Source organism: Rhizobium sp. CF122 (genome assembly GCF_000282035.1).
In the GTDB taxonomy this organism is placed as follows: domain Bacteria; phylum Pseudomonadota; class Alphaproteobacteria; order Rhizobiales; family Rhizobiaceae; genus Rhizobium.
In genome coordinates this window covers 65,501-82,874 of record NZ_AKKA01000107.1, presented here as the reverse complement: position 1 = coordinate 82,874, position 17,374 = coordinate 65,501, and the positions used below count along the sequence as shown (strand labels likewise).

The following is a 17,374-nucleotide window of genomic DNA, read 5'->3' as shown; positions in this document are numbered from 1 at the left end:
CGGCTGCCGGTGCGGCCGATCCGACGAAGGTGGAGCCGATCGACTTTGACGCCTTCAAGACGTTCGTTTCCGAATACACCTTGGCGAAGACGGCGAAACTGACGGGCGTCGATGCCGGATTCCTCGAGCAGTTGGCGGAACTCTATGCGGACCCCAGCCGCAAGGTCATGTCGCTCTGGACCATGGGCTTCAACCAGCATGTGCGCGGCGTCTGGGCCAATCAGATGGTCTACAATATTCACCTGCTGACGGGAAAGATTTCCGAGCCCGGCAACAGCCCGTTCTCCCTGACTGGCCAGCCGTCCGCCTGCGGCACCGCGCGCGAAGTCGGAACGTTTGCACATCGTCTTCCAGCCGACATGACGGTAACCAATCCCGAGCATCGCAAGCGGGCAGAGGAGATCTGGCGCATCCCGAACGGCATCATCCCCGACAAGCCGGGCTATCACGCCGTGCAGCAGGACCGCATGCTGAAGGATGGCAAGCTCAATTTCTACTGGGTGCAGGTCAACAACAACATTCAGGCCGCACCCAACACAAGCAACGAGACTTGGAAGGGCTATAGAAACCCGGACAACTTTATCGTCGTCTCCGATGCCTATCCGACGATCACTGCGATGAGCGCCGACCTGATCTTGCCGGCCGCCATGTGGGTGGAAAAGGAGGGGGGCTTCGGCAATGCGGAACGCCGCACCCAGCTCTGGCGCCAGCTTGTCCAAGCTCCCGGAGAGGCACGCTCGGACCTTTGGCAGCTCGTGGAATTCTCCAAGCGCTTCACGGCCGACGAGGTCTGGCCCGCAGACATTCTCGAGGCAAACCCGCAGTACCGCGGCAAGACGCTGTACGAGGTGATCTTCCGCAACGGCGAGGTGGATCGCTTTCCGCTCAGCGATACCGATCCGGACTACGACAACAACGAGGCCAAGGCCTTCGGCTTCTATATCCAGAAGGGATTGTTCGAGGAATATGCAACCTTCGGGCGCGGCCACGGGCACGATCTGGCGCCCTTCAACATGTACCACGAGGTACGTGGGCTGCGCTGGCCGGTGGTCAACGGAAAGGAGACGCTCTGGCGCTATCGCGAGGGCTTTGATCCCTTCGTGCAGCAAGGCGAGGGCGTGAACTTCTACGGTCAGCCAGACGGTAAGGCGGTCATCATCGCCGTGCCCTACGAGCCGCCGGCCGAATCGCCGGACGAGGAGTTCGACTTCTGGCTCGTCACCGGCCGCGTGCTCGAACACTGGCATTCTGGGTCGATGACGATGCGGGTACCCGAGCTCTTCAAGGCCTTCCCTGGCGCGCGTGTCTTCATGAACGCCGATGACGCACGCAAGCGAGGCATCAACCAGGGCGCCGAGGTCCGTATCATCTCGCGCCGCGGCGAGATCCGCTCGCGCGTCGAAACCCGCGGTCGCAACCGCATGCCGTCTGGCGTCGTTTTCGTCCCCTGGTTCGACGCCAGCCAGCTCATCAACAAGGTTACGCTCGACGCCACCGATCCCATCTCCAAACAGACGGATTACAAGAAATGCGCGGTCAAGATTGTTCCCGTGGCCGTCTGAGGCGGCCTGAATGGATGGCCGTCGCGGCAGGTTTGCTGCTGTTCGTCGCGACGACCGCGATTGCCCAAGTGATATCCACAACGACGCCCCAGCTGATCGGACGGACGCCCTCGATGGCGGTAGGCCCGGCGGCGCCGTTGCCGAAATGGATCGTTGACGACCAACGCCGGATGCGCGCCTACCCCGACCAGCCGCCGATAATCCCTCACTCGATCGAGGGCTACGAGTTGTCGGTGAATGCCAACCGATGCATGTCCTGCCATAAGCGCGAGTTCACCCAGGAATCCGGCGCCCCAATGATCAGCGTGACGCACTACATGACGCGTGACGGCCAGATGCTCGCTGACGTTTCGCCGCGGCGCTACTTCTGCACCGCCTGCCACGTGCCGCAGGCGGATGTGCGGCCGCTTGTGAACAACGTCTTCAGGGACATGAGCGAGATGGGCGTCAAGCCCACTGGAAGCGAGTGACGCCATGATCGCATGGATCTGGAAAGTCTTGCTCTGGGCGTGGCGGATCATGACCACACCAGCCGCGACTCTCGGTCTCGGCGTGCTTACGCTCGGCGGGTTCATCGGCGGCGTCATGTTCTGGGGCGCATTCAACACTGCGCTCGAACTTACCAATACGGAGAAGTTCTGCGTCTCCTGCCATGAGATGCGTGACAACGTCTACCAGGAGCTTTCGCGCACCATCCATTTTTCCAACCGCTCGGGAGTGCGCGCGACCTGTCCCGACTGCCATGTACCGCACCAATGGACGGACAAGATCGCGCGGAAGATGCAGGCGTCAAAGGAAGTCTGGGGCAAGATATTCGGCACGATCAGCACCCGGCCCAAGTTCCTGGAGAAGCGCCTGGAACTCGCTCAGCACGAGTGGGCTCGCATGAAGGCCAACGACAGCCTTGAATGCCGCAACTGTCATTCTTCTGTGGCGATGGACTTGCAGAAGCAAACGCAACGCGCGGCGCAAATACACACCCAATATCTTCTGTCCGGTCGAGCGACCTGCATAGATTGCCATAAAGGCATCGCCCACGAGCTACCAAGCATGGAAGGGATCGATCCTGGCTGGAAGATGCCGAAGGAACTTGAAGGCAACAAGATGGTGAATTCTACACCCATCGACGATCTACAAGACGCGATCGCAAAGGCTCATGCTTCCTCGGTTGGCGTCTTGGAGTAGCACCATCAAGAAGGACGTTTCACGGTCACTCTGACGCCTTGATAGGACGACCGTCACTGCCAAATGCAATACCTTTGAATTTCACAAGGAGCATTGGAATGGCGACATTGCAATCCATCTGTGACGTACTCGATAACGCCACCAGAGCGCTAAGTCCCAAAGCCTTGGCACTCGCGGGAACTGTCCTTGTCTCGTCGATCACCGCGTCGACCGTGCCCGCATTCGCCCAAGATGCGGCAAAGCCAAACATTCTCGTCATCTTTGGCGACGACATCGGGCAGACGAACATCAGCGCCTATTCGTTGGGGCTCATGGGCTACAAGACCCCGAATATCGACCGGATTGCCAAGGAGGGCATGATGTTCACCGACTACTATGCGGAGAACAGCTGCACGGCGGGTCGTTCGACGTTCATTACGGGGCAAACATGCCTGCGCACCGGCCTTTGCAAAGTCGGTATCCCCGGAGCTCCCGTCGGTCTCCAGGACCGCGACATCACGATCGCCCAGGCGCTCAAGCCACTTGGTTATGCCACGGGACAGTTCGGCAAGAACCATCTGGGCGACCAGGATCGATTCCTGCCAACAGCCCACGGCTTCGACGAGTTCTTCGGCAACCTGTACCACCTGAACGCAGAGGAGGAGCCAGAGCGGCCCTACTATCCGAAGGACGATGCTGCCTTCGTGAAGGGCAATTCGCCGCGGGGCGTTCTACACAGTTTTGCCGACGGCAAGGTCGAAGACACCGGCCCGCTCAACCGCAAGCGAATGGAAACAATCGACGACGAGACGACGGAAGCTGCAATCGCCTTCATGCAGAAGCAGGTCCAGGCCGGAAAGCCGTTCTTCACCTGGATGAACACGACCCGCATGCATGCCTTCACCCATGTACGGCCGAGCATGCAGGGCCAAAGCGGCATGCAGGGCAATGACTATGCCGACGGCATGATCGAACATGACGGCGATGTCGGCAAGCTGCTGAAGGCTCTGGATGACCTGAAGATCGCCGACAACACCATCGTCGTCTACGCGACCGACAACGGTCCCAATCAATGGTCATGGCCGGATGCCGCAACCACAGCATTCCGCAGCGAGAAGGACACGAACTGGGAAGGTGCCTTCCGCGTTCCGGCAATGATCCGCTGGCCTGGCAAGGTCAAGGCGGGTGAAGTGTCCAACGAGATGGTTTCAGGTCTGGACTGGTTCCCGACTTTGGTCGCCGCAGCGGGTGATCCCGACATCAAAGACAAGTTGGTCAAGGGAACGGACATCGAAGGAAAGCCGTTCAAGGTCCATCTCGATGGCTACAATCAACTGCCATACCTAACTGGCGAACAGCCGAAATCGGCGCGCGAAGACTTCTACTATTTCGATGACGATGGTCAGTTGGTCGGCTACCGCTACAACAATTGGAAGATCGTCTTTTGCGAACAACGCGAGCCCGGCGGGTTCGCCGTTTGGGCAAATCCTTTTACCTGCCTGCGGGCTCCGAAGGTGTTCAACCTTCGTATGGACCCATATGAACGCGCGGACGTCGTATCGGACCAATATTATGATTGGCTGGCCAAGAATGCTTACCTGATCCAGTACGGGGTGTGGCGCGTCGCGCCGTTCCTGCAGACGTTCAAGGACTATCCGCCGAGCCAACGCTCGGCGAGCTTCAGCATAGACCAGATGGTCGACGCCTTGATGAGATCGGTGGAACAGCACCACGGTGCGCAGTAATAAGTTGTGACGCCCGCTTCGGCCGGCGTCGCTGCTCGCCCAGTCTACTTGTTAGAGCGGCAGGAGGCGAATTGTTGATTGCGCCACGCTGACCGAACCTCCGCTTTGGGGGCCAACTGCGGTCATTGGATATCCCTCATCCATCAAGCTTTTCAAAGAGAGTTTGTGCTGATGGCCACTGGTAGCGCAACAGCTCGACCGGCGTATTCCCCGCGCGGACTGCCTGACTTTTGTCGATGACTATGCCGCCTAGTTGATCATACACTGCCACTGCTTTGGTGTTTTTCGCAAAGACAAGCAAATGGACCGGTAGTTCTTTTCGAGGGCGCTTGAAGACAGGTATCGTCTGGCGAAGAAGCGATTTTGCAACCCCTTGCCTCTGGAATGCCGAGGATACGTACAGGTTATTAAGGTACGTACCGAATTCCGTTTCCTCGTTGAACGTCGCGGCAAACAAGATGATCCTTGCCAATTGGCAGCAATACGCTAATCTTCTGCCAGAAAGAGAGGATGCCGTGCTGCTCCAACCTATTGCTTCGACTCCCTTCAATAGAACGTCGGCTGAAATCACCGATGTGGAAGCAGGGGCGCTTGCTCGCACTACTGTGAACCTGTTCAACGCTTGGAAGCTCACAGACGCGCAGGCTTGCACCTTGCTCGGTGGTTTGTCAGCCCGCACGTGGGCACGGTGGAAAGAAGGCAACGTGGGACGTGTTGATCGAGACCTGAAAATGCGGATGGCTCACCTGATGGGTATCCATAAGGGGGTGCGACATCTGTTTAAGGACGCAACAAGGGGATATGAGTGGATCAAAGCGCCCAATACGGCCTTTGGCGGCAAGTCGGCTCTAGATGTGATGCTTCAGGGCGAGCTTTCTGATCTTGCAGTGATGCGTGAATGGCTCGATGCGGAGCGGAGCGCATGGTAAGTGGCCTTGCTGTTCGTTCGCATGTACAGTGGCCTAAAACCTACCGCATCATTAGATCGATCTATCCGTCTATCGATTTGTTCGAGGACATCGCCGACCCCCGCGACTGGGAGGCCCTTGTCGCCGTCGAGGCGAAAACCAATCCGCGCATTCGTTATGAGATAGGCGATCTCGGCAAGGTGCCCCCGAACCGTCGCGTTTCGGGCCCCGGCGCTAGTTATGTAATGGCCCCATTTGTCCATTGCTCAACAGGGCGACCGGGACGCTTCACGGACGGAAGCTATGGTATCTACTATGCAGGCGACAGTGAAGAAGTTGCTGTCGCCGAAACAATACATCACCATCAGAAATTCATGAGTTCAACGCCCCAGCCTCCAGGGTGGACATCGGACTTTCGTGTACTAGTGGGCCGCGTTGACCGGGCACTAGACGACGTGAACGAGGTGCCTGACGTCCTGCATCCACACGATTACACCGCTTCCCAAGTTGAGGGACGTGGACTTCGGGCAGCGGGAAGCGATGGCCTCATGTGGAACAGCGTTCGAAAGCCTGGTCAAAGCTGTATTGGCATCTTCTGGCCGGACGCCATAACCATTCCTGTCCAAGGGCGGCACTACTGTTATCACTGGAATGGCGTACGGGTAGATTTCGTGCGTCAGTACGACACCGGGGCGGTACTGGCGGTAACTTAACGGGTGGCTTGTGGCACTTGCTCCATAGTACCGAACTGTTCAGGGGCTGCCATTTCGCCGGGCCGGCTCAGGAGACCATGTGGTCTTGAACGACCACGTCCAGCACGATGCCGTTCATGCTGGCTAAACGTGAGGTCGCGACCGACTATGCAGTGGTAAGCCCCACTCTGACGCGCGGGGTTTGAATGGCTATATCGCATCAGCCCTCACTCGAGCGTCCTGTATAGATCTTCTTGCATGCAAGCCAGACAGCAATGCTGTGTGTGAGAGCTACCGCATGGAGATCATTATGCAGACCATCCCGCTCGGCGCTTAGCCTTCGAGATGCGGGCATCCAAATGTCCTCATGTGGGCTCTACCCGGAAACAGCAAAGAGCGGGGTCTTCAAGAGTGAAGTGCGGGCTATCATGAGCCGGAAGTGATCGGGTTCCGTGTGCTCGCCGCCCATCTCCAGGCAGTGGATCATCGCTGTCGAGAGACATTCCTGATAACAGGCGAGGCAGTTGTCGAGCATTGTTTCAGCTCTGCCGATTGGTGATGCATGATCGATCTCCTACTTGGCTTCCTTGTTGACCCATTTGGTCATCTGGGCGATCTCTTTTTTCTGAGCATCGATGACCTTTCGGGCCATAGCCTTTGCTTCCTTGTTGTCGCCGTATTTCAGCTCGGCCTCAGACATGCTGATCGCTCCCATGTGATGAGCGATCATCCCGCAGACAAAAGCGACGTCGGCGTCCTTTTGCATCATCCCTTGCATCATGTCGTCGTGCATCGATTTCATGCCTTCCATCGTGGCCTTCTGGTAGGCACCCATTTCCTCCATAGCCATGTCCATCTTCATGCCGCCGCCGGATGACGTGCCCATTTTGGCCATGTCCATCCCCTTGCATTTCTCGGGGTAAGACATTTCCTGGGCCATTGCAGTCGCGGCGAGAGAAAGCAGTGAAGCAGCGAAAGCCGTAAAAAGGAGTTTCGTTTTCATCGGTATTCTCCATTTGATTGGGTTGATCGAAACGTCAGGCCGGGAGGGTTTTCGGCAGCGGATCGATTGGCCTGATCAACAAGAGCGGGCTCTGTGCGGTGCGTGCCGAGAGAACGATGCCCCCTAGCCGCAACGACGTATCCGCTGGCAGTACGCTCGGCATCAGGGGACAGCAATGCATGTCTGTGCAGCACGATCCTGCATGTGCTGCCGGATGCGGCTTTTCGTCATGAACGTCCGAGGCGGCATGGGCGCATTGGCCGCCCCAGACGCCAGCGTTGACCGACGGACTCATCGCGGCCATGACCATCACGCCGAACGCCAGAGCCACGAGAACACGGGCGATTTTGCTCCGAATGCAGGTCACGGTGAATTTCCCTTCCGCCTCTGAAGGGCGAAAGCAGAATTTTGTTCCTACGAGCGATATGGGCTGGAGGGATTAGAAAACAAGCAAAGGATTGTGGGATTTTGATACCCAATTTTCACGGAGACACGGCATCCTCCACCGCAATTGGAGGATCGAATGCGCGACGGTTATAGGGGTTATCAGATCGCCTTGCACTCGGTCATCGCCGGAGTGCTGCCGGTGCAGTACCTGACAGGAGGTAGTATCGAACGGACCCATCATGCAGTGCACATGGGCGTACAGCCGTCACCCGCCGATATACTGCAGCACCTGGTCCACAACTACGCGGGGATAGCCACGGTGGGCTCGCCGGAAAGCATCCTTGTCTACGAGGCGGCATACCAATATTGGCAGTAAGCATGACGCCGAAAAAGAAAGCTGAAAAGTCCCGTCAGGACAAACCCCAATCGCTTCTACAACAGCTTGCGGCCAAGCCGGAGAAGCTTTTCACTGGCAAGTTTCGCCAGCAGTATGGCGCTCTGTGCTTCCGCTACAAGGAAGACGAGACAACCATCGAAATACTGGTCGTCACGTCGCGCGACAGTGGACGCTGGATCATCCCAAAAGGATGGCCTATGGAGCGCAAGGAGCCGCATGAGGCGGCTGCGATCGAAGCGTGGGAAGAAGCGGGCGTACGTGGCAAGGTCAGGAAGAAGCCAGTCGGCAGGTACACCTACCTCAAGCTCCTGGGTGACGGCGACGTGGTGCCGTGCATCGTCGATATCTTTCAGATCGAGATCAAAGAAGCGCACGACAACTTCAAAGAGCGTGGCGAGCGCATCTTGGCTTGGGTCAGCCCCGACGAGGCAGCACGCCGCGTTCGAGAGGTCGAGCTGAAATCCTTGTTAGTGGATTTCACTCCACGAGGGAGTCGATCCCAAACACTTCCCTGAGGAAGACGGTCGGATCGACAGCAGCCGGGATGCGCCAAGTGACGACAGGTCAGACGTTCCTATGATAGACGCATATGAAGGGGCCAAGATACCGACATTGGCCGAGCCATTTTTGGAGAGGCGCATTGTGAACGTACCTATAAAAACTGCGGTTGCAGGAGCCCGTGGCTACATGGGACGCGCAATTGTCTCCGCTCTCGAGGTCGAACCTGACTTTGCATTCGTGGGAGGTTTCGGTCGAGTGGGCGGCGAAGGGCTCGTTGACCGTTCATATGCAATCACAGCGGCGGACGTCATCATCGACTTCACGACAGGGAGGGGCGCAACGGAGCTAGCCGAGTTATGCGCGCAAGAAGGCGGACCTTCGCTGGTAATTGGTGCAACGGGCTTTGAAGAGGATGATTTAGCTCGTATCACGGCGGCCGGCCGCACGATCCCTATTGTGCGTTCCGGAAACTTCTCCATTGGCCTCAATATGCTTGCGGGCCTTGTTGCTCAAGTATCACGGACATTGCCAGCCGAGGCTTGGGACATCGAGATATTGGATGCTCACCACCGCCGGAAGCTCGATGCGCCCTCTGGTACGGCGTTAATGTTGGGCACCGCTGCTGCGGAAGGGCGTGGGATTGATCTCTCTGCCACAGCGCGACACGGACGAGATGGCATCACTGGCGAGCGGCCCGTAGGGGAAATAGGGTTCGCTGTGATGCGCGGCGGTGGCATTGTGGGGGAACATAGTGTGGTTTTCGCTGCCACCGATGAGGTTGTAACGCTCTCACATTCTGCGTTGGACCGTAGTATGTTTGCACGGGGCGCGCTCTCCGCTGCTCGTTGGCTGGTTGGTCGTGAACCTGGCGAATACGATATGCAAGACGTGTTAGGTCTAAAGCAAATCGCGCAGCAGTCGGGAGTAGGTCGTCGCTGTTCACCAAACGACTGAGTCATTCAAGCCCAAAGCTTGGCTCGCATCGGGTAAGTTCGACCGACTGGATGGCAGTGCCCGATGCTAGTCAGATGGCCGCTTTCGTCGCAAAAAGCCGATGGGCACCGGTCGTTTACAAGACTAAAGACTGGGTGAGATTGAGGTTATCTGGGTTGCAATCGGTGATCTGATGAACTTCGTGAATGAGCTTTGTCGCGGGACGGGAACGGCAGAATGGGTGGACGGTCATCGCATCCGCGGGGCTGCATTCCATCGCATGTCTCCTTGTCCGATTTTTAGCCAAGTCGCCCGAAGTCACTGCCCCACGCGAGCAGGCAGTCAACGTCGAGATCGTCGTAGAACTTCCAAGGTTCCGAAGAGGGAAAAGGAACATCCGCCGCAATTTCCAAAGGCATCCTGAGGAAAGGGACTCCGGCAGGACGAGTTGCCGCAGCAGGCAGCTAAGCCCATTATTGTCACCCAGCGTCGATTGCGCATGGCGGCTTTGGGGCCGAACGCGGACCGGCCGCTTCTGGCATCGGAAAAGCGATAGCAGACAATTCAACGATCCGGATCGAGGTCTCGAGCTGACCCTTTTGCTGCCGTTCGAGATCGATCCGAGGAACGTGCGGTATGTGCTAGAATGCGGCCCGAAGGCGGAATGCGACAGACGCACTGCGAGGGGCGGTGTGATCGAACCGGAATCCGCGCGACCGAGAGCCGATGCTGTGCAGGGGAGACGACGACGATGCCGACACCACAGCAACCCAGTCTAATAGTTCGACAGAAATCCCCACAGAACATCGAGTTTCCGTTTGCGTCGCTCTCCGATTGGCTGATCCCAACCGAGCTGTTCTTCGTGCGAAACCATTTCCCGTCGCCGGACCTCGATGCGCGAGACTGGAGATTGCGCGTTGGCGGGGCGGTGGAGCGGCCGATCGAACTTGACCTCGACAGCATCAAGGCGATGCGGAGCACGACTTTCACCGCCGTCGTCGAGTGCGCAGGGAACGGGCGCGTCTACTATGTGCCGCCGAAAGAGGGGTTGCAGTGGCAGAACGGAGCCGTCGGCAATGCCGCGTGGACAGGTGTTCTTCTGCGCGAGATTTTGGAAATGGCGGGCGTTAAGCGAACCGCACGTGAGGTTCTGCTCGCAGGCGCCGACAGCGGCGTCGTCGACACGAACAAGAAAACGGCTTCTCCCGGCCCCATCGCTTTTGCGCGCAGTTTACCGCTTGAGAAGGCCATCGCTGACAGCACGATCCTTGCCTATTCGATGAACGAGGAGCCGTTGACGCGCGATCACGGCTACCCGCTACGCGCGGTCGTGGGTGGCTGGTTCGGCATGGCTTGGGTCAAGTGGATCACGCATATCACGGTTGTGGAGCAACCGTTTCTTGGCTACTGGCAGGCGCGCGACTATTTCCGTTGGGAGCGCAGCCTCGGGGAACCCAGGCTGGTCCCCCTTGCGGAGATGGAGGTCAAAGCGCAGACCGCGCGTCCCGTACATGGGGCGCATCTCATCGCCGGCCAACCGTACCGGATTTTCGGAGCCGCCTGGAGCGGAGAGGCTGTTATCCGGCAGGTGCAGGTCTGCACCGGGGATGGCAGGGGCTGGCGCGAGGGAAGGCTCCTCGAAACAGAACGTCCCTTTGCATGGCGCTTGTGGGAGTACATGTGGACCCCTGAAGAAGTGGGGCGATATATACTGCGATGTCGCGCGATCGATGGGGCGGGGTGCGTGCAGCCCGACTTCCAGCGTTCCGACTGCGAGAGCTACGCGGCCAATTGGATCGTTCCGGTGGAGGTTACGGTCGTTCCCGAGCCACAGACGTACGAGGAGGAATTCGTGATCTAATCACCCGCATGGGCGGAATGGCGGCTGTTGGCGCAACCGCGACCTCCAGCGCCCAAATAGGAGCGCGGAATGTTCGTCCCGAACTGGGACGTATTCGAAAGGCTCGATCGCTATCTTCTGTGGCGAGCTCAACTCTTGTAAAGGGATCGCACAACGATTCATCAAATGTTCGCTTTTAGCGCTCCAGAATGCCCGCGATCCTAACCAGATCTGCAACTGACGATGCGCGCATTTTCCGCATCATGTGACCGCGGTGAAGCTTTACGGTGGCTTCCGCCAGTTGGACCTCAGCCGCAATCTGCTTGTTCAGCTTTCCGGCGACAACCAATGCCAGAATCTGCCGCTCACGCTCGGTAAGTTTGGAATACCTCAGACGCAATGCAGCCGTTTGATTGGCCTCTTCACGTCGAGCGCTATCACTTGCCAAAGCACGGTTCACCGCTTCGAGCAAATCCTGCTCCCGCACCGGCTTGGTAAGAACATCGATAGCGCCGGCTTTCATTGCGCGGACAGCCATCGCGACGTCGACATGGGCGCTGATCAGCACCACCGACCTTGGATGTCTGCTTTTCGCCAACGCCTCTTGAAACTCCAGACCGCTCTGGCCTGGCAGACGGATATCCAGAACAATACAACCTGCCCGGTGCGGATCATCCGCAACAAGGAACTCCGACACCGAGCCATGGGTTTCGGTGGCAAGACCAACGGATTCGAACAATCCCTTTAAAGCTTCGCGGACGCTTTCGTCGTCATCGATGATGATGACGGTCGGGGGGCCTCTTTTGCGATCATCGATCATCTGCGGCTGTAACCTCCGCCATCGGCAGTGTAAACGTGAACACCGTGCCAACCTGACTGTCTGCCGCCGAAGCCCAGATCCGGCCACCATGGGCTTCGACAATGGAACGGCATATTGAAAGCCCCATCCCGATGCCATCTGCCTTTGTGCTGTAGAACGCTTCGAAAATCCGCTCCAACTCGTCGGAAGAAACGCCGCGCCCCGTATCCGAGACGCTCACTTTCACGAATTGGTGCTCGCCCTCGGCGCATCTGATGCCGATACGCCTTTCCCCTGAAGAAGTGGCCATCGCTTCGGCGCTGTTCATGACCAAATTCAGAACGACTTGTTGCAACTGGGTTCGATCTCCAATGACCTCAAGAGACCGTTGCGGAAGATCGAGATCGAGTTCGATATCTCGATGACGAAGTTCCCCTCTCAAAAGATCCAGCACGTGATGCAAGGCGCCCTTCAAATCAGTTTGCTCCATCCGGGCTGGTGACTTCTGAGCCATTGCCCGGATACTCGCGATGATGTCGCCGGCGCGATGACCATCCTTGACGATCCTCTCGGCCGCGAGCCGGGCCTGCTCGATATCGGTGTGTCCCGGTTGCAGCCAGCGCAGGCACGTGCCGGCATTTGTGACGATTGCCATTAGTGGCTGATTTACCTCATGGGCGATCGAAACGGCAAGTTCACCCGTGGCTGTCATACGCGTCACATGCGCCAGGTTGCTCTGGCTTTGTCTCAAGGACTCTTCCGCCCGCTTGCGATCCTCTATATCGACGACGACGCCGTACCACCGCACGACATTCCCATCCATATCCAGAAGGGGGCTTTGTCGGAGGTTGAACCATCGATATTCGCCATCCGCACGTCTGATGCGAGCGTCCACCGGACGACTTTTTTTCGTGGCGACGATATCGTTCCAGGCCACACGCATCGGCTCGACATCATCGGGATGAAACATTCGATAAAAGCCGAACCCTACGATTTCCTCGACGGGTAGGCCGACATAATCGATCAGGTTTCGATTAAAGTATTCAAGCCGGCCATCCGAAGTACAGGACCAAGCCATCGCCGGTATCGTATTGATGATAAGACTGAGCTTGTGTTCGCTTTCTCTGAGCGCAGTTTCGCTTTCTCTTAGCGCATTCTCTGCGGCTTGCAGATCCTCGATATCGATATTGCAGCCGAACCAACGCACGACGCCGTTGGCATCGATCAGCTTGCGGCCTGAGAAATAGAACCAGCGGTAGTTACCGTCCGCTCCGCGAATACGACCCTTCAGAACGGTATGGTCGGAATGTTCGAGATCTCTCTTCCAGATGTCGACCATACCTGGAATATCATCTGGGTGGTAAAGGTCGAGGAAGCCCCATTCGAGGATTTGGTCGGCAGGACGACCTGCATAATCCAACCAGCTTTGATTGACGAAATCGGCGCTGCCATCCGGTCGTGCTGACCATACGAGTACAGGCAATGAATTGATGATGAGGCTCAGATTCTCTTCGCTGGCGGCAAGTGCCGTCTTCGTCTCTTTCAGCGCATTTTCGGCCTGCTTGCGGTCTTCGATATCAAGGACCACACCATACCATCTCATGACATTTCCTTCGCCATCGAGCCGAGGCTTTTGTCGAAGCGTGCACCAACGATAGTGGCGGTCGGCGCGCCTGAGCCTGCCCTCAACCTCCCTCGCATTTTTGGAAGCCATGATCTCATGCCATTCGGAAGCGAGACGCGACGTGTCGTCGGGATGGAATATCCCATAGAATCTCTCTCCGGAGATTTCCTCGAGCGGCGCCCCGATAAAGTCGAGAAAGTGCTGGTTGGCGAAATCCAGCATGCCATCCGATGTTGCCGACCACACCATTGCGGGGATCAGATCGATGATGGGATCGGTTTCCGGCTCTCTATCCACAACACTCTCCGTGCAGAGTTTGAGACGGAACCCAAAGACCCGGCCTCATTATCGTCCGCGGGAAATAGTTACGGGATTTCTGTGGGTTGCGTAAGGACAAATCGATATACCAAGGTCTACGTCTGCAATGCCATCGTCTAGTTGCGCGTGACCTAGATCGCAATTGAGAGCGATCACAAACCCGCTTACTCCTAACCATCGAAGCCCTTGATGAACCGCGACGTCGGCTGTTCCACCGTTGCGTTCAAACCAGACATTTACGTGCATCGAGATTCCATGTTGCCGCAACCTCCTGACCGGGGGCGACGGCCTGACACTGCCTATCGCGACGGCTGATGTGCGGTCTGAATGGCCAGATCAGCCCCTATTCGACGCCAAATTTTGTTTCATCTCGATTATTGGGAGACCATCATGCGTAGTTTGATCATATGTCTGATGCTAGCGGCCGCCAGCATGACTGCCCCGACAATCGCAAGCGCGGTTCCCGCGCACGCCACAACGGAAGATCGCAAAGCTCCGGCTCCCGTCCACTACCGTACCGCAAAAATCGACGGCCTCGATATCTTCTATCGGGAAGCCGGTCCGGCCGACGCTCCGGTCGTGCTGCTGCTCCACGGCTTTCCGACGTCCTCCCATATGTTCCGAAATCTGATCCCGCTTCTTGCAGACCGGTACCATGTCATTGCGCCGGACTATCCGGGCTACGGGCAGAGCGCCTCTCCCGATCGCAGCACGTACGCCTATACGTTTGCCGGTGCCACCGACATCGTCGATAAGCTGATGGGTCATTTGGAGACCAAAAGCTACGCGATGTATGTCATGGATTACGGCGCGCCCGTCGGCTATCGTCTGGCGCTGAAACATCCGGAACGGGTCAGCGGCCTGATCATCCAGAACGGCAACGCCTATGAGGAAGGGCTGAAGGAATTCTGGGACCCGATCAAGACCTACTGGTCTGACGGATCAGACAAGAGCCGCGAGGCACTTTCCGGCCTCCTCACCCTTGAAACCACCAAATTCCAGTATACCGACGGCATGGAAGACGTGTCGCGCATAAGCCCCGACAACTGGGTTCACGACCAGGCTCTCCTGGACCGTCCGGGCAACAAGGATATACAGCTCGACATGTTGTATGACTACCGCACCAACGTGCCCCTTTACCCGGACTTTCAAAGATTCTTTCGCGAGCGCAAACCACCCACGCTGATCGTCTGGGGCAAGAACGACTATATCTTTCCTGAGGCCGGCGCGCATCCGTATCTCAAGGATTTACCGGATGCCGAGATCCATATCCTGAATTCGGGTCACTTCCTGCTCGAAGAGAAGTTGGACATTGCTGCTCCGCTCATCAACGATTTTCTCGATCGCAACATCGCAAAGAAGTGACCATCATGCATGGTCGCCGGCGGTGTGACCGAGGGCCCGCCAAACCAAGGTCGCACCGCACAGCGAGATGAATATTCCGGATTTTGGAGATCAGCCATGCCGTACCACTTTTTGGAAGTTGCAATCACTCCGAATGTGCGGCTGGCACGGGCCGAGATGGGTGCGGATCAGATCTGGTTGGGTGACCACCATCGAGAGTCGGATAGTTTCACCGAGAACGAGCTTGCCTTCATCGCTGCACGGGACAGCTTCTACATTGCATCAGTCTCGGAAACCGGTTGGCCTTATGTGCAGCACCGCGGCGGGCCTCGAGGCTTTTTGAAAGCCGTCGACCGGAAAACCCTGGCTTTCGCCGATTACAGGGGGAACCGCCAGTACATCAGTACGGGAAACTTTGCCGCAAACGACCGGGCCTGTCTCTTCCTGGTGGATTATCCGCGACGCGCGCGTCTCAAGATCTACATGCACGTCGAGAAGCTGAAGCTTGATGCCGACCCCGCACTGACCAACCTCGTTTTCGACGCCGGCTACCGCGCAAAGGCCGAGCGGATTTTCCGGCTCAAGCTGGAAGCGTTCGATTGGAACTGCCCTCAGCATATTACGCCTCGCTACACCGAGCAGGAAGTTGAGACAGCGGTAACGCCGTTGCGTGAGCGCTTGGCCCAACTGGAAGCGGAGAATGCAGAACTGCGCGCTCGGCTGAAGGCACTTGGCGAATGATGATGGACACCACAAGACCGCCTCTGCCGCCCTTTTCGATCGCCTCCGCAACGGAAAAGGTGCCCCTTGCCGAGGATGGCTGGAATAGCCGCAACCCCGAAAAGGTGGCGCAGGCCTACACCCCGAACAGCCAACGGCGCAACCGTTCCGAATTCATAAACGGCCGCGAAGCGATTGTCAGCTTTCTCACTCGGAAATGGCAACGCGAGCTCGAATACAGGCTGATCAAGAAGCTTTGGGCCTTTAGCGACAACCGCATCGCGGTCCGCTTTGCCTATCAGTGGCATGACGACAGCGGAAACTGGTTCCGGTCTTATGGCAACGAACGGGAATTGGAGCCGATGGCCTCATGCGAAAGCGCTTCACCTCCATCGACGACGCACCAATCCAGAGCCAGGATCGCCGGTTTCGTTGGCCGCTCGGCCGCCGGCCGGAGGGCCATCCCGGCCTCAGCGATTTCGACTTCTAAAGCGAGGACAAGATGAGACATCCGACCTATCACCGCATCGATATCGACGGTCATAAAATATTCTATCGACAGGCGGGCGATCCGATGAAACCGACGCTATTGTTGCTGCACGGCTTTCCGTCTTCAAGCCACATGTTTCGCGATCTCATCCCACAGCTCGCCGATCGATTCCACCTTATCGCACCCGACATACCAGGGTTCGGCCAGTCGGAAGCGCCCGCACGAGCAAACTTCGCCTACACTTTCGACAATCTCGCCGGTGTCATCCAGAGGTTCATCGAGGTTTTGAAGATCGAAAGGTTTACCCTCTACGCTTTCGATATAGGAGCGCCCATCGGGTTCCGCGTTGCGATTGCGTATCCGGAGCGCGTAACGGCCATCATTTCCCAGAATGGCAATGCCTATGAAGAGGGATTGAGTGAGGTCTGGAACCCGATCAGGCGATATTGGTCCGAGCCGACGGAGGCCAACCGGGATGCCCTGCGCGAGATCATGAAACCTGCCGCCATACGCTGGCAATACGAACATGGCGTTTCGGATCTGTCGAAGGTGTCGCCTGATGGCTATTCGCTCGATGCCGTCTACATGGCACGTCCGGATGCGGAAGAAATCCAGCTCGACATTGCGCTCGATTACGCGAGCAACGTGGCGATGTATCCGAGGTTTCAGGAATATTTTCGCCAGCACCAGCCAAGATTCCTGGCAATCTGGGGCGACAAGGACCCATTCTTTCAGCCCGCCGGTGCAGAAGCCTTCAAACGGGATCTGCCGAATGCCGAAGTCAGGTTCCTCGATACGGGCCATTTTGCCTTGGAAACGCATTCGTCTGATATCGCCACCGCGATTTTGAACTTCCTGCTCTAACTCCGCCCGCAACCTCAGCCTGCTTATCCCGTGGTCGACCTCGCTGCGGTGATGTCTGTTTGGCTTATCGATAGCTCAAGGAC

The 17,374-nt window shown here is 57.5% G+C and carries 17 protein-coding genes and 3 pseudogenes; 14 read left to right on the top strand and 6 right to left on the bottom strand.

From position 1 onward, the window contains the following. From napA to PMI09_RS26125, 4 genes are all read left to right on the top strand, one after another. The coding region (gene napA / locus PMI09_RS26140; RefSeq protein ID WP_007801436.1) for a periplasmic nitrate reductase subunit alpha at nt 1-1,562 on the top strand (1,562 nt) is incomplete at its 5' end. After that, nucleotides 1,529-2,032 carry a nitrate reductase cytochrome c-type subunit gene (locus PMI09_RS26135; protein WP_037084176.1) on the top strand — a complete coding sequence of 168 codons (504 nt, stop codon included), beginning with the start codon at nt 1,529-1,531 and terminating at the stop codon, nt 2,030-2,032. The genes napA and PMI09_RS26135, both read left to right, overlap by 34 nt. Before the next feature lie 4 nt (nt 2,033-2,036). Continuing rightward, nucleotides 2,037-2,747, top strand: a complete 711-nt coding sequence (locus tag PMI09_RS26130) for a NapC/NirT family cytochrome c (protein ID WP_007801432.1) — start codon at nt 2,037-2,039, stop codon at nt 2,745-2,747. Nucleotides 2,748-2,845: 98 nt separating this feature from the next. Next, nucleotides 2,846-4,471, top strand: coding sequence for an arylsulfatase (locus PMI09_RS26125; protein ID WP_007801431.1), 1,626 nt, complete (start codon nt 2,846-2,848; stop codon nt 4,469-4,471). A 136-nt stretch (nt 4,472-4,607) separates the two neighbouring features. Here the strand turns inward: PMI09_RS26125 and PMI09_RS26120 are convergent, their stop codons facing one another. Continuing rightward, on the bottom strand, nt 4,608-4,928 hold the full coding sequence (locus tag PMI09_RS26120; RefSeq protein ID WP_007801429.1) for a GNAT family N-acetyltransferase: 321 nt from the start codon (nt 4,926-4,928) through the stop codon (nt 4,608-4,610). Between the two features lie 58 nt (nt 4,929-4,986). On the opposite strand from PMI09_RS26120, the gene PMI09_RS26115 reads away from it, so the two are divergent. Both PMI09_RS26115 and PMI09_RS26110 read left to right on the top strand, forming a co-directional pair. After that, nucleotides 4,987-5,400: an MbcA/ParS/Xre antitoxin family protein gene (locus PMI09_RS26115; RefSeq protein WP_007801428.1), complete on the top strand. Its 414-nt coding sequence runs from the start codon at nt 4,987-4,989 to the stop codon at nt 5,398-5,400. Then, nucleotides 5,394-6,092: an RES family NAD+ phosphorylase gene (locus PMI09_RS26110; RefSeq protein WP_007801427.1), complete on the top strand. Its 699-nt coding sequence runs from the start codon at nt 5,394-5,396 to the stop codon at nt 6,090-6,092. The genes PMI09_RS26115 and PMI09_RS26110 overlap by 7 nt, the downstream gene beginning before the upstream one ends. Nucleotides 6,093-6,492: 400 nt before the next feature. Here PMI09_RS26110 and PMI09_RS32690 read toward each other — a convergent pair. From PMI09_RS32690 to PMI09_RS26095, 3 genes and pseudogenes are all read right to left on the bottom strand, one after another. Beyond that, a pseudogene (locus PMI09_RS32690) lies at nt 6,493-6,635 on the bottom strand (four-helix bundle copper-binding protein); the annotation flags it as partial. A 10-nt stretch (nt 6,636-6,645) separates the two neighbouring features. Next, nucleotides 6,646-7,074 (bottom strand): CopM family metallochaperone, encoded by a 429-nt coding sequence (gene copM / locus PMI09_RS26100; RefSeq protein ID WP_007801425.1) that lies wholly within the window; start codon nt 7,072-7,074, stop codon nt 6,646-6,648. A gap of 34 nt (nt 7,075-7,108) precedes the next feature. After that, nucleotides 7,109-7,441, bottom strand: coding sequence for a hypothetical protein (locus PMI09_RS26095; protein WP_007801424.1), 333 nt, complete (start codon nt 7,439-7,441; stop codon nt 7,109-7,111). Between the two features lie 156 nt (nt 7,442-7,597). Between PMI09_RS26095 and PMI09_RS26090 the strand changes: the two are divergent. The 4 genes and pseudogenes from PMI09_RS26090 to PMI09_RS26075 all read left to right on the top strand — a co-directional run. After that, nucleotides 7,598-7,777, top strand: a pseudogene (locus PMI09_RS26090) (hypothetical protein); the annotation flags it as partial. Between the two features lie 62 nt (nt 7,778-7,839). Next, on the top strand, nt 7,840-8,373 hold the full coding sequence (locus PMI09_RS26085) for an NUDIX hydrolase (protein WP_007801422.1): 534 nt from the start codon (nt 7,840-7,842) through the stop codon (nt 8,371-8,373). A 127-nt stretch (nt 8,374-8,500) separates the two neighbouring features. Continuing rightward, nucleotides 8,501-9,313 (top strand): 4-hydroxy-tetrahydrodipicolinate reductase, encoded by an 813-nt coding sequence (dapB, locus tag PMI09_RS26080; RefSeq protein ID WP_085990712.1) that lies wholly within the window; start codon nt 8,501-8,503, stop codon nt 9,311-9,313. A 730-nt stretch (nt 9,314-10,043) separates the two neighbouring features. Continuing rightward, nucleotides 10,044-11,153 (top strand): sulfite oxidase, encoded by a 1,110-nt coding sequence (locus PMI09_RS26075; protein WP_007801419.1) that lies wholly within the window; start codon nt 10,044-10,046, stop codon nt 11,151-11,153. A gap of 175 nt (nt 11,154-11,328) precedes the next feature. Here the strand turns inward: PMI09_RS26075 and PMI09_RS26070 are convergent, their stop codons facing one another. Both PMI09_RS26070 and PMI09_RS26065 read right to left on the bottom strand, forming a co-directional pair. Beyond that, on the bottom strand, nt 11,329-11,952 hold the full coding sequence (locus PMI09_RS26070; RefSeq protein WP_007801418.1) for a response regulator transcription factor: 624 nt from the start codon (nt 11,950-11,952) through the stop codon (nt 11,329-11,331). Further along, nucleotides 11,942-13,852: a PAS domain-containing sensor histidine kinase gene (locus tag PMI09_RS26065; protein WP_007801417.1), complete on the bottom strand. Its 1,911-nt coding sequence runs from the start codon at nt 13,850-13,852 to the stop codon at nt 11,942-11,944. Before PMI09_RS26065 ends, PMI09_RS26070 begins: the two co-directional genes overlap by 11 nt. Nucleotides 13,853-14,263: 411 nt before the next feature. Here PMI09_RS26065 and PMI09_RS26060 point away from each other — a divergent pair, with 411 nt between their 5' ends. The 4 genes and pseudogenes from PMI09_RS26060 to PMI09_RS26045 all read left to right on the top strand — a co-directional run bounded on the left by PMI09_RS26060 (nt 14,264) and on the right by PMI09_RS26045 (nt 17,291). Then, the gene (locus PMI09_RS26060; protein WP_007801416.1) at nt 14,264-15,238 is read left to right on the top strand and encodes an alpha/beta fold hydrolase; all 975 of its coding nucleotides are present in this window, start codon (nt 14,264-14,266) and stop codon (nt 15,236-15,238) included. 96 nt (nt 15,239-15,334) lie between these two features. After that, entirely contained in the window at nt 15,335-15,958 is a 624-nt protein-coding gene (locus PMI09_RS26055; protein ID WP_007801415.1) for a pyridoxamine 5'-phosphate oxidase family protein, read from the top strand. Between the two features lie 2 nt (nt 15,959-15,960). Beyond that, nucleotides 15,961-16,427 (top strand): annotated as a pseudogene (locus PMI09_RS26050) (nuclear transport factor 2 family protein). A 12-nt stretch (nt 16,428-16,439) separates the two neighbouring features. Continuing rightward, nucleotides 16,440-17,291 (top strand): alpha/beta fold hydrolase, encoded by an 852-nt coding sequence (locus PMI09_RS26045; protein WP_007801413.1) that lies wholly within the window; start codon nt 16,440-16,442, stop codon nt 17,289-17,291. Nucleotides 17,292-17,374: the final 83 nt, after the last annotated feature.

Bases quoted from the DNA above. Each gene is read 5' to 3' on its own strand.
- PMI09_RS26135 (WP_037084176.1), top strand. From the start codon at position 1,529: ATGCGCGGTCAAGATTGTTCCCGTGGCCGTCTGAGGCGGCCTGAATGG.
- PMI09_RS26130 (WP_007801432.1), top strand. From the start codon at position 2,037: ATGATCGCATGGATCTGGAAAGTCTTGCTCTGGGCGTGGCGGATCATG.
- PMI09_RS26125 (WP_007801431.1), top strand. From the start codon at position 2,846: ATGGCGACATTGCAATCCATCTGTGACGTACTCGATAACGCCACCAGA.
- PMI09_RS26110 (WP_007801427.1), top strand. From the start codon at position 5,394: ATGGTAAGTGGCCTTGCTGTTCGTTCGCATGTACAGTGGCCTAAAACC.
- copM (WP_007801425.1), bottom strand. From the start codon at position 7,074: ATGAAAACGAAACTCCTTTTTACGGCTTTCGCTGCTTCACTGCTTTCT.
- PMI09_RS26085 (WP_007801422.1), top strand. From the start codon at position 7,840: ATGACGCCGAAAAAGAAAGCTGAAAAGTCCCGTCAGGACAAACCCCAA.
- PMI09_RS26075 (WP_007801419.1), top strand. From the start codon at position 10,044: ATGCCGACACCACAGCAACCCAGTCTAATAGTTCGACAGAAATCCCCA.
- PMI09_RS26070 (WP_007801418.1), bottom strand. From the start codon at position 11,952: ATGATCGATGATCGCAAAAGAGGCCCCCCGACCGTCATCATCATCGAT.
- PMI09_RS26060 (WP_007801416.1), top strand. From the start codon at position 14,264: ATGCGTAGTTTGATCATATGTCTGATGCTAGCGGCCGCCAGCATGACT.
- PMI09_RS26055 (WP_007801415.1), top strand. From the start codon at position 15,335: ATGCCGTACCACTTTTTGGAAGTTGCAATCACTCCGAATGTGCGGCTG.
- PMI09_RS26045 (WP_007801413.1), top strand. From the start codon at position 16,440: ATGAGACATCCGACCTATCACCGCATCGATATCGACGGTCATAAAATA.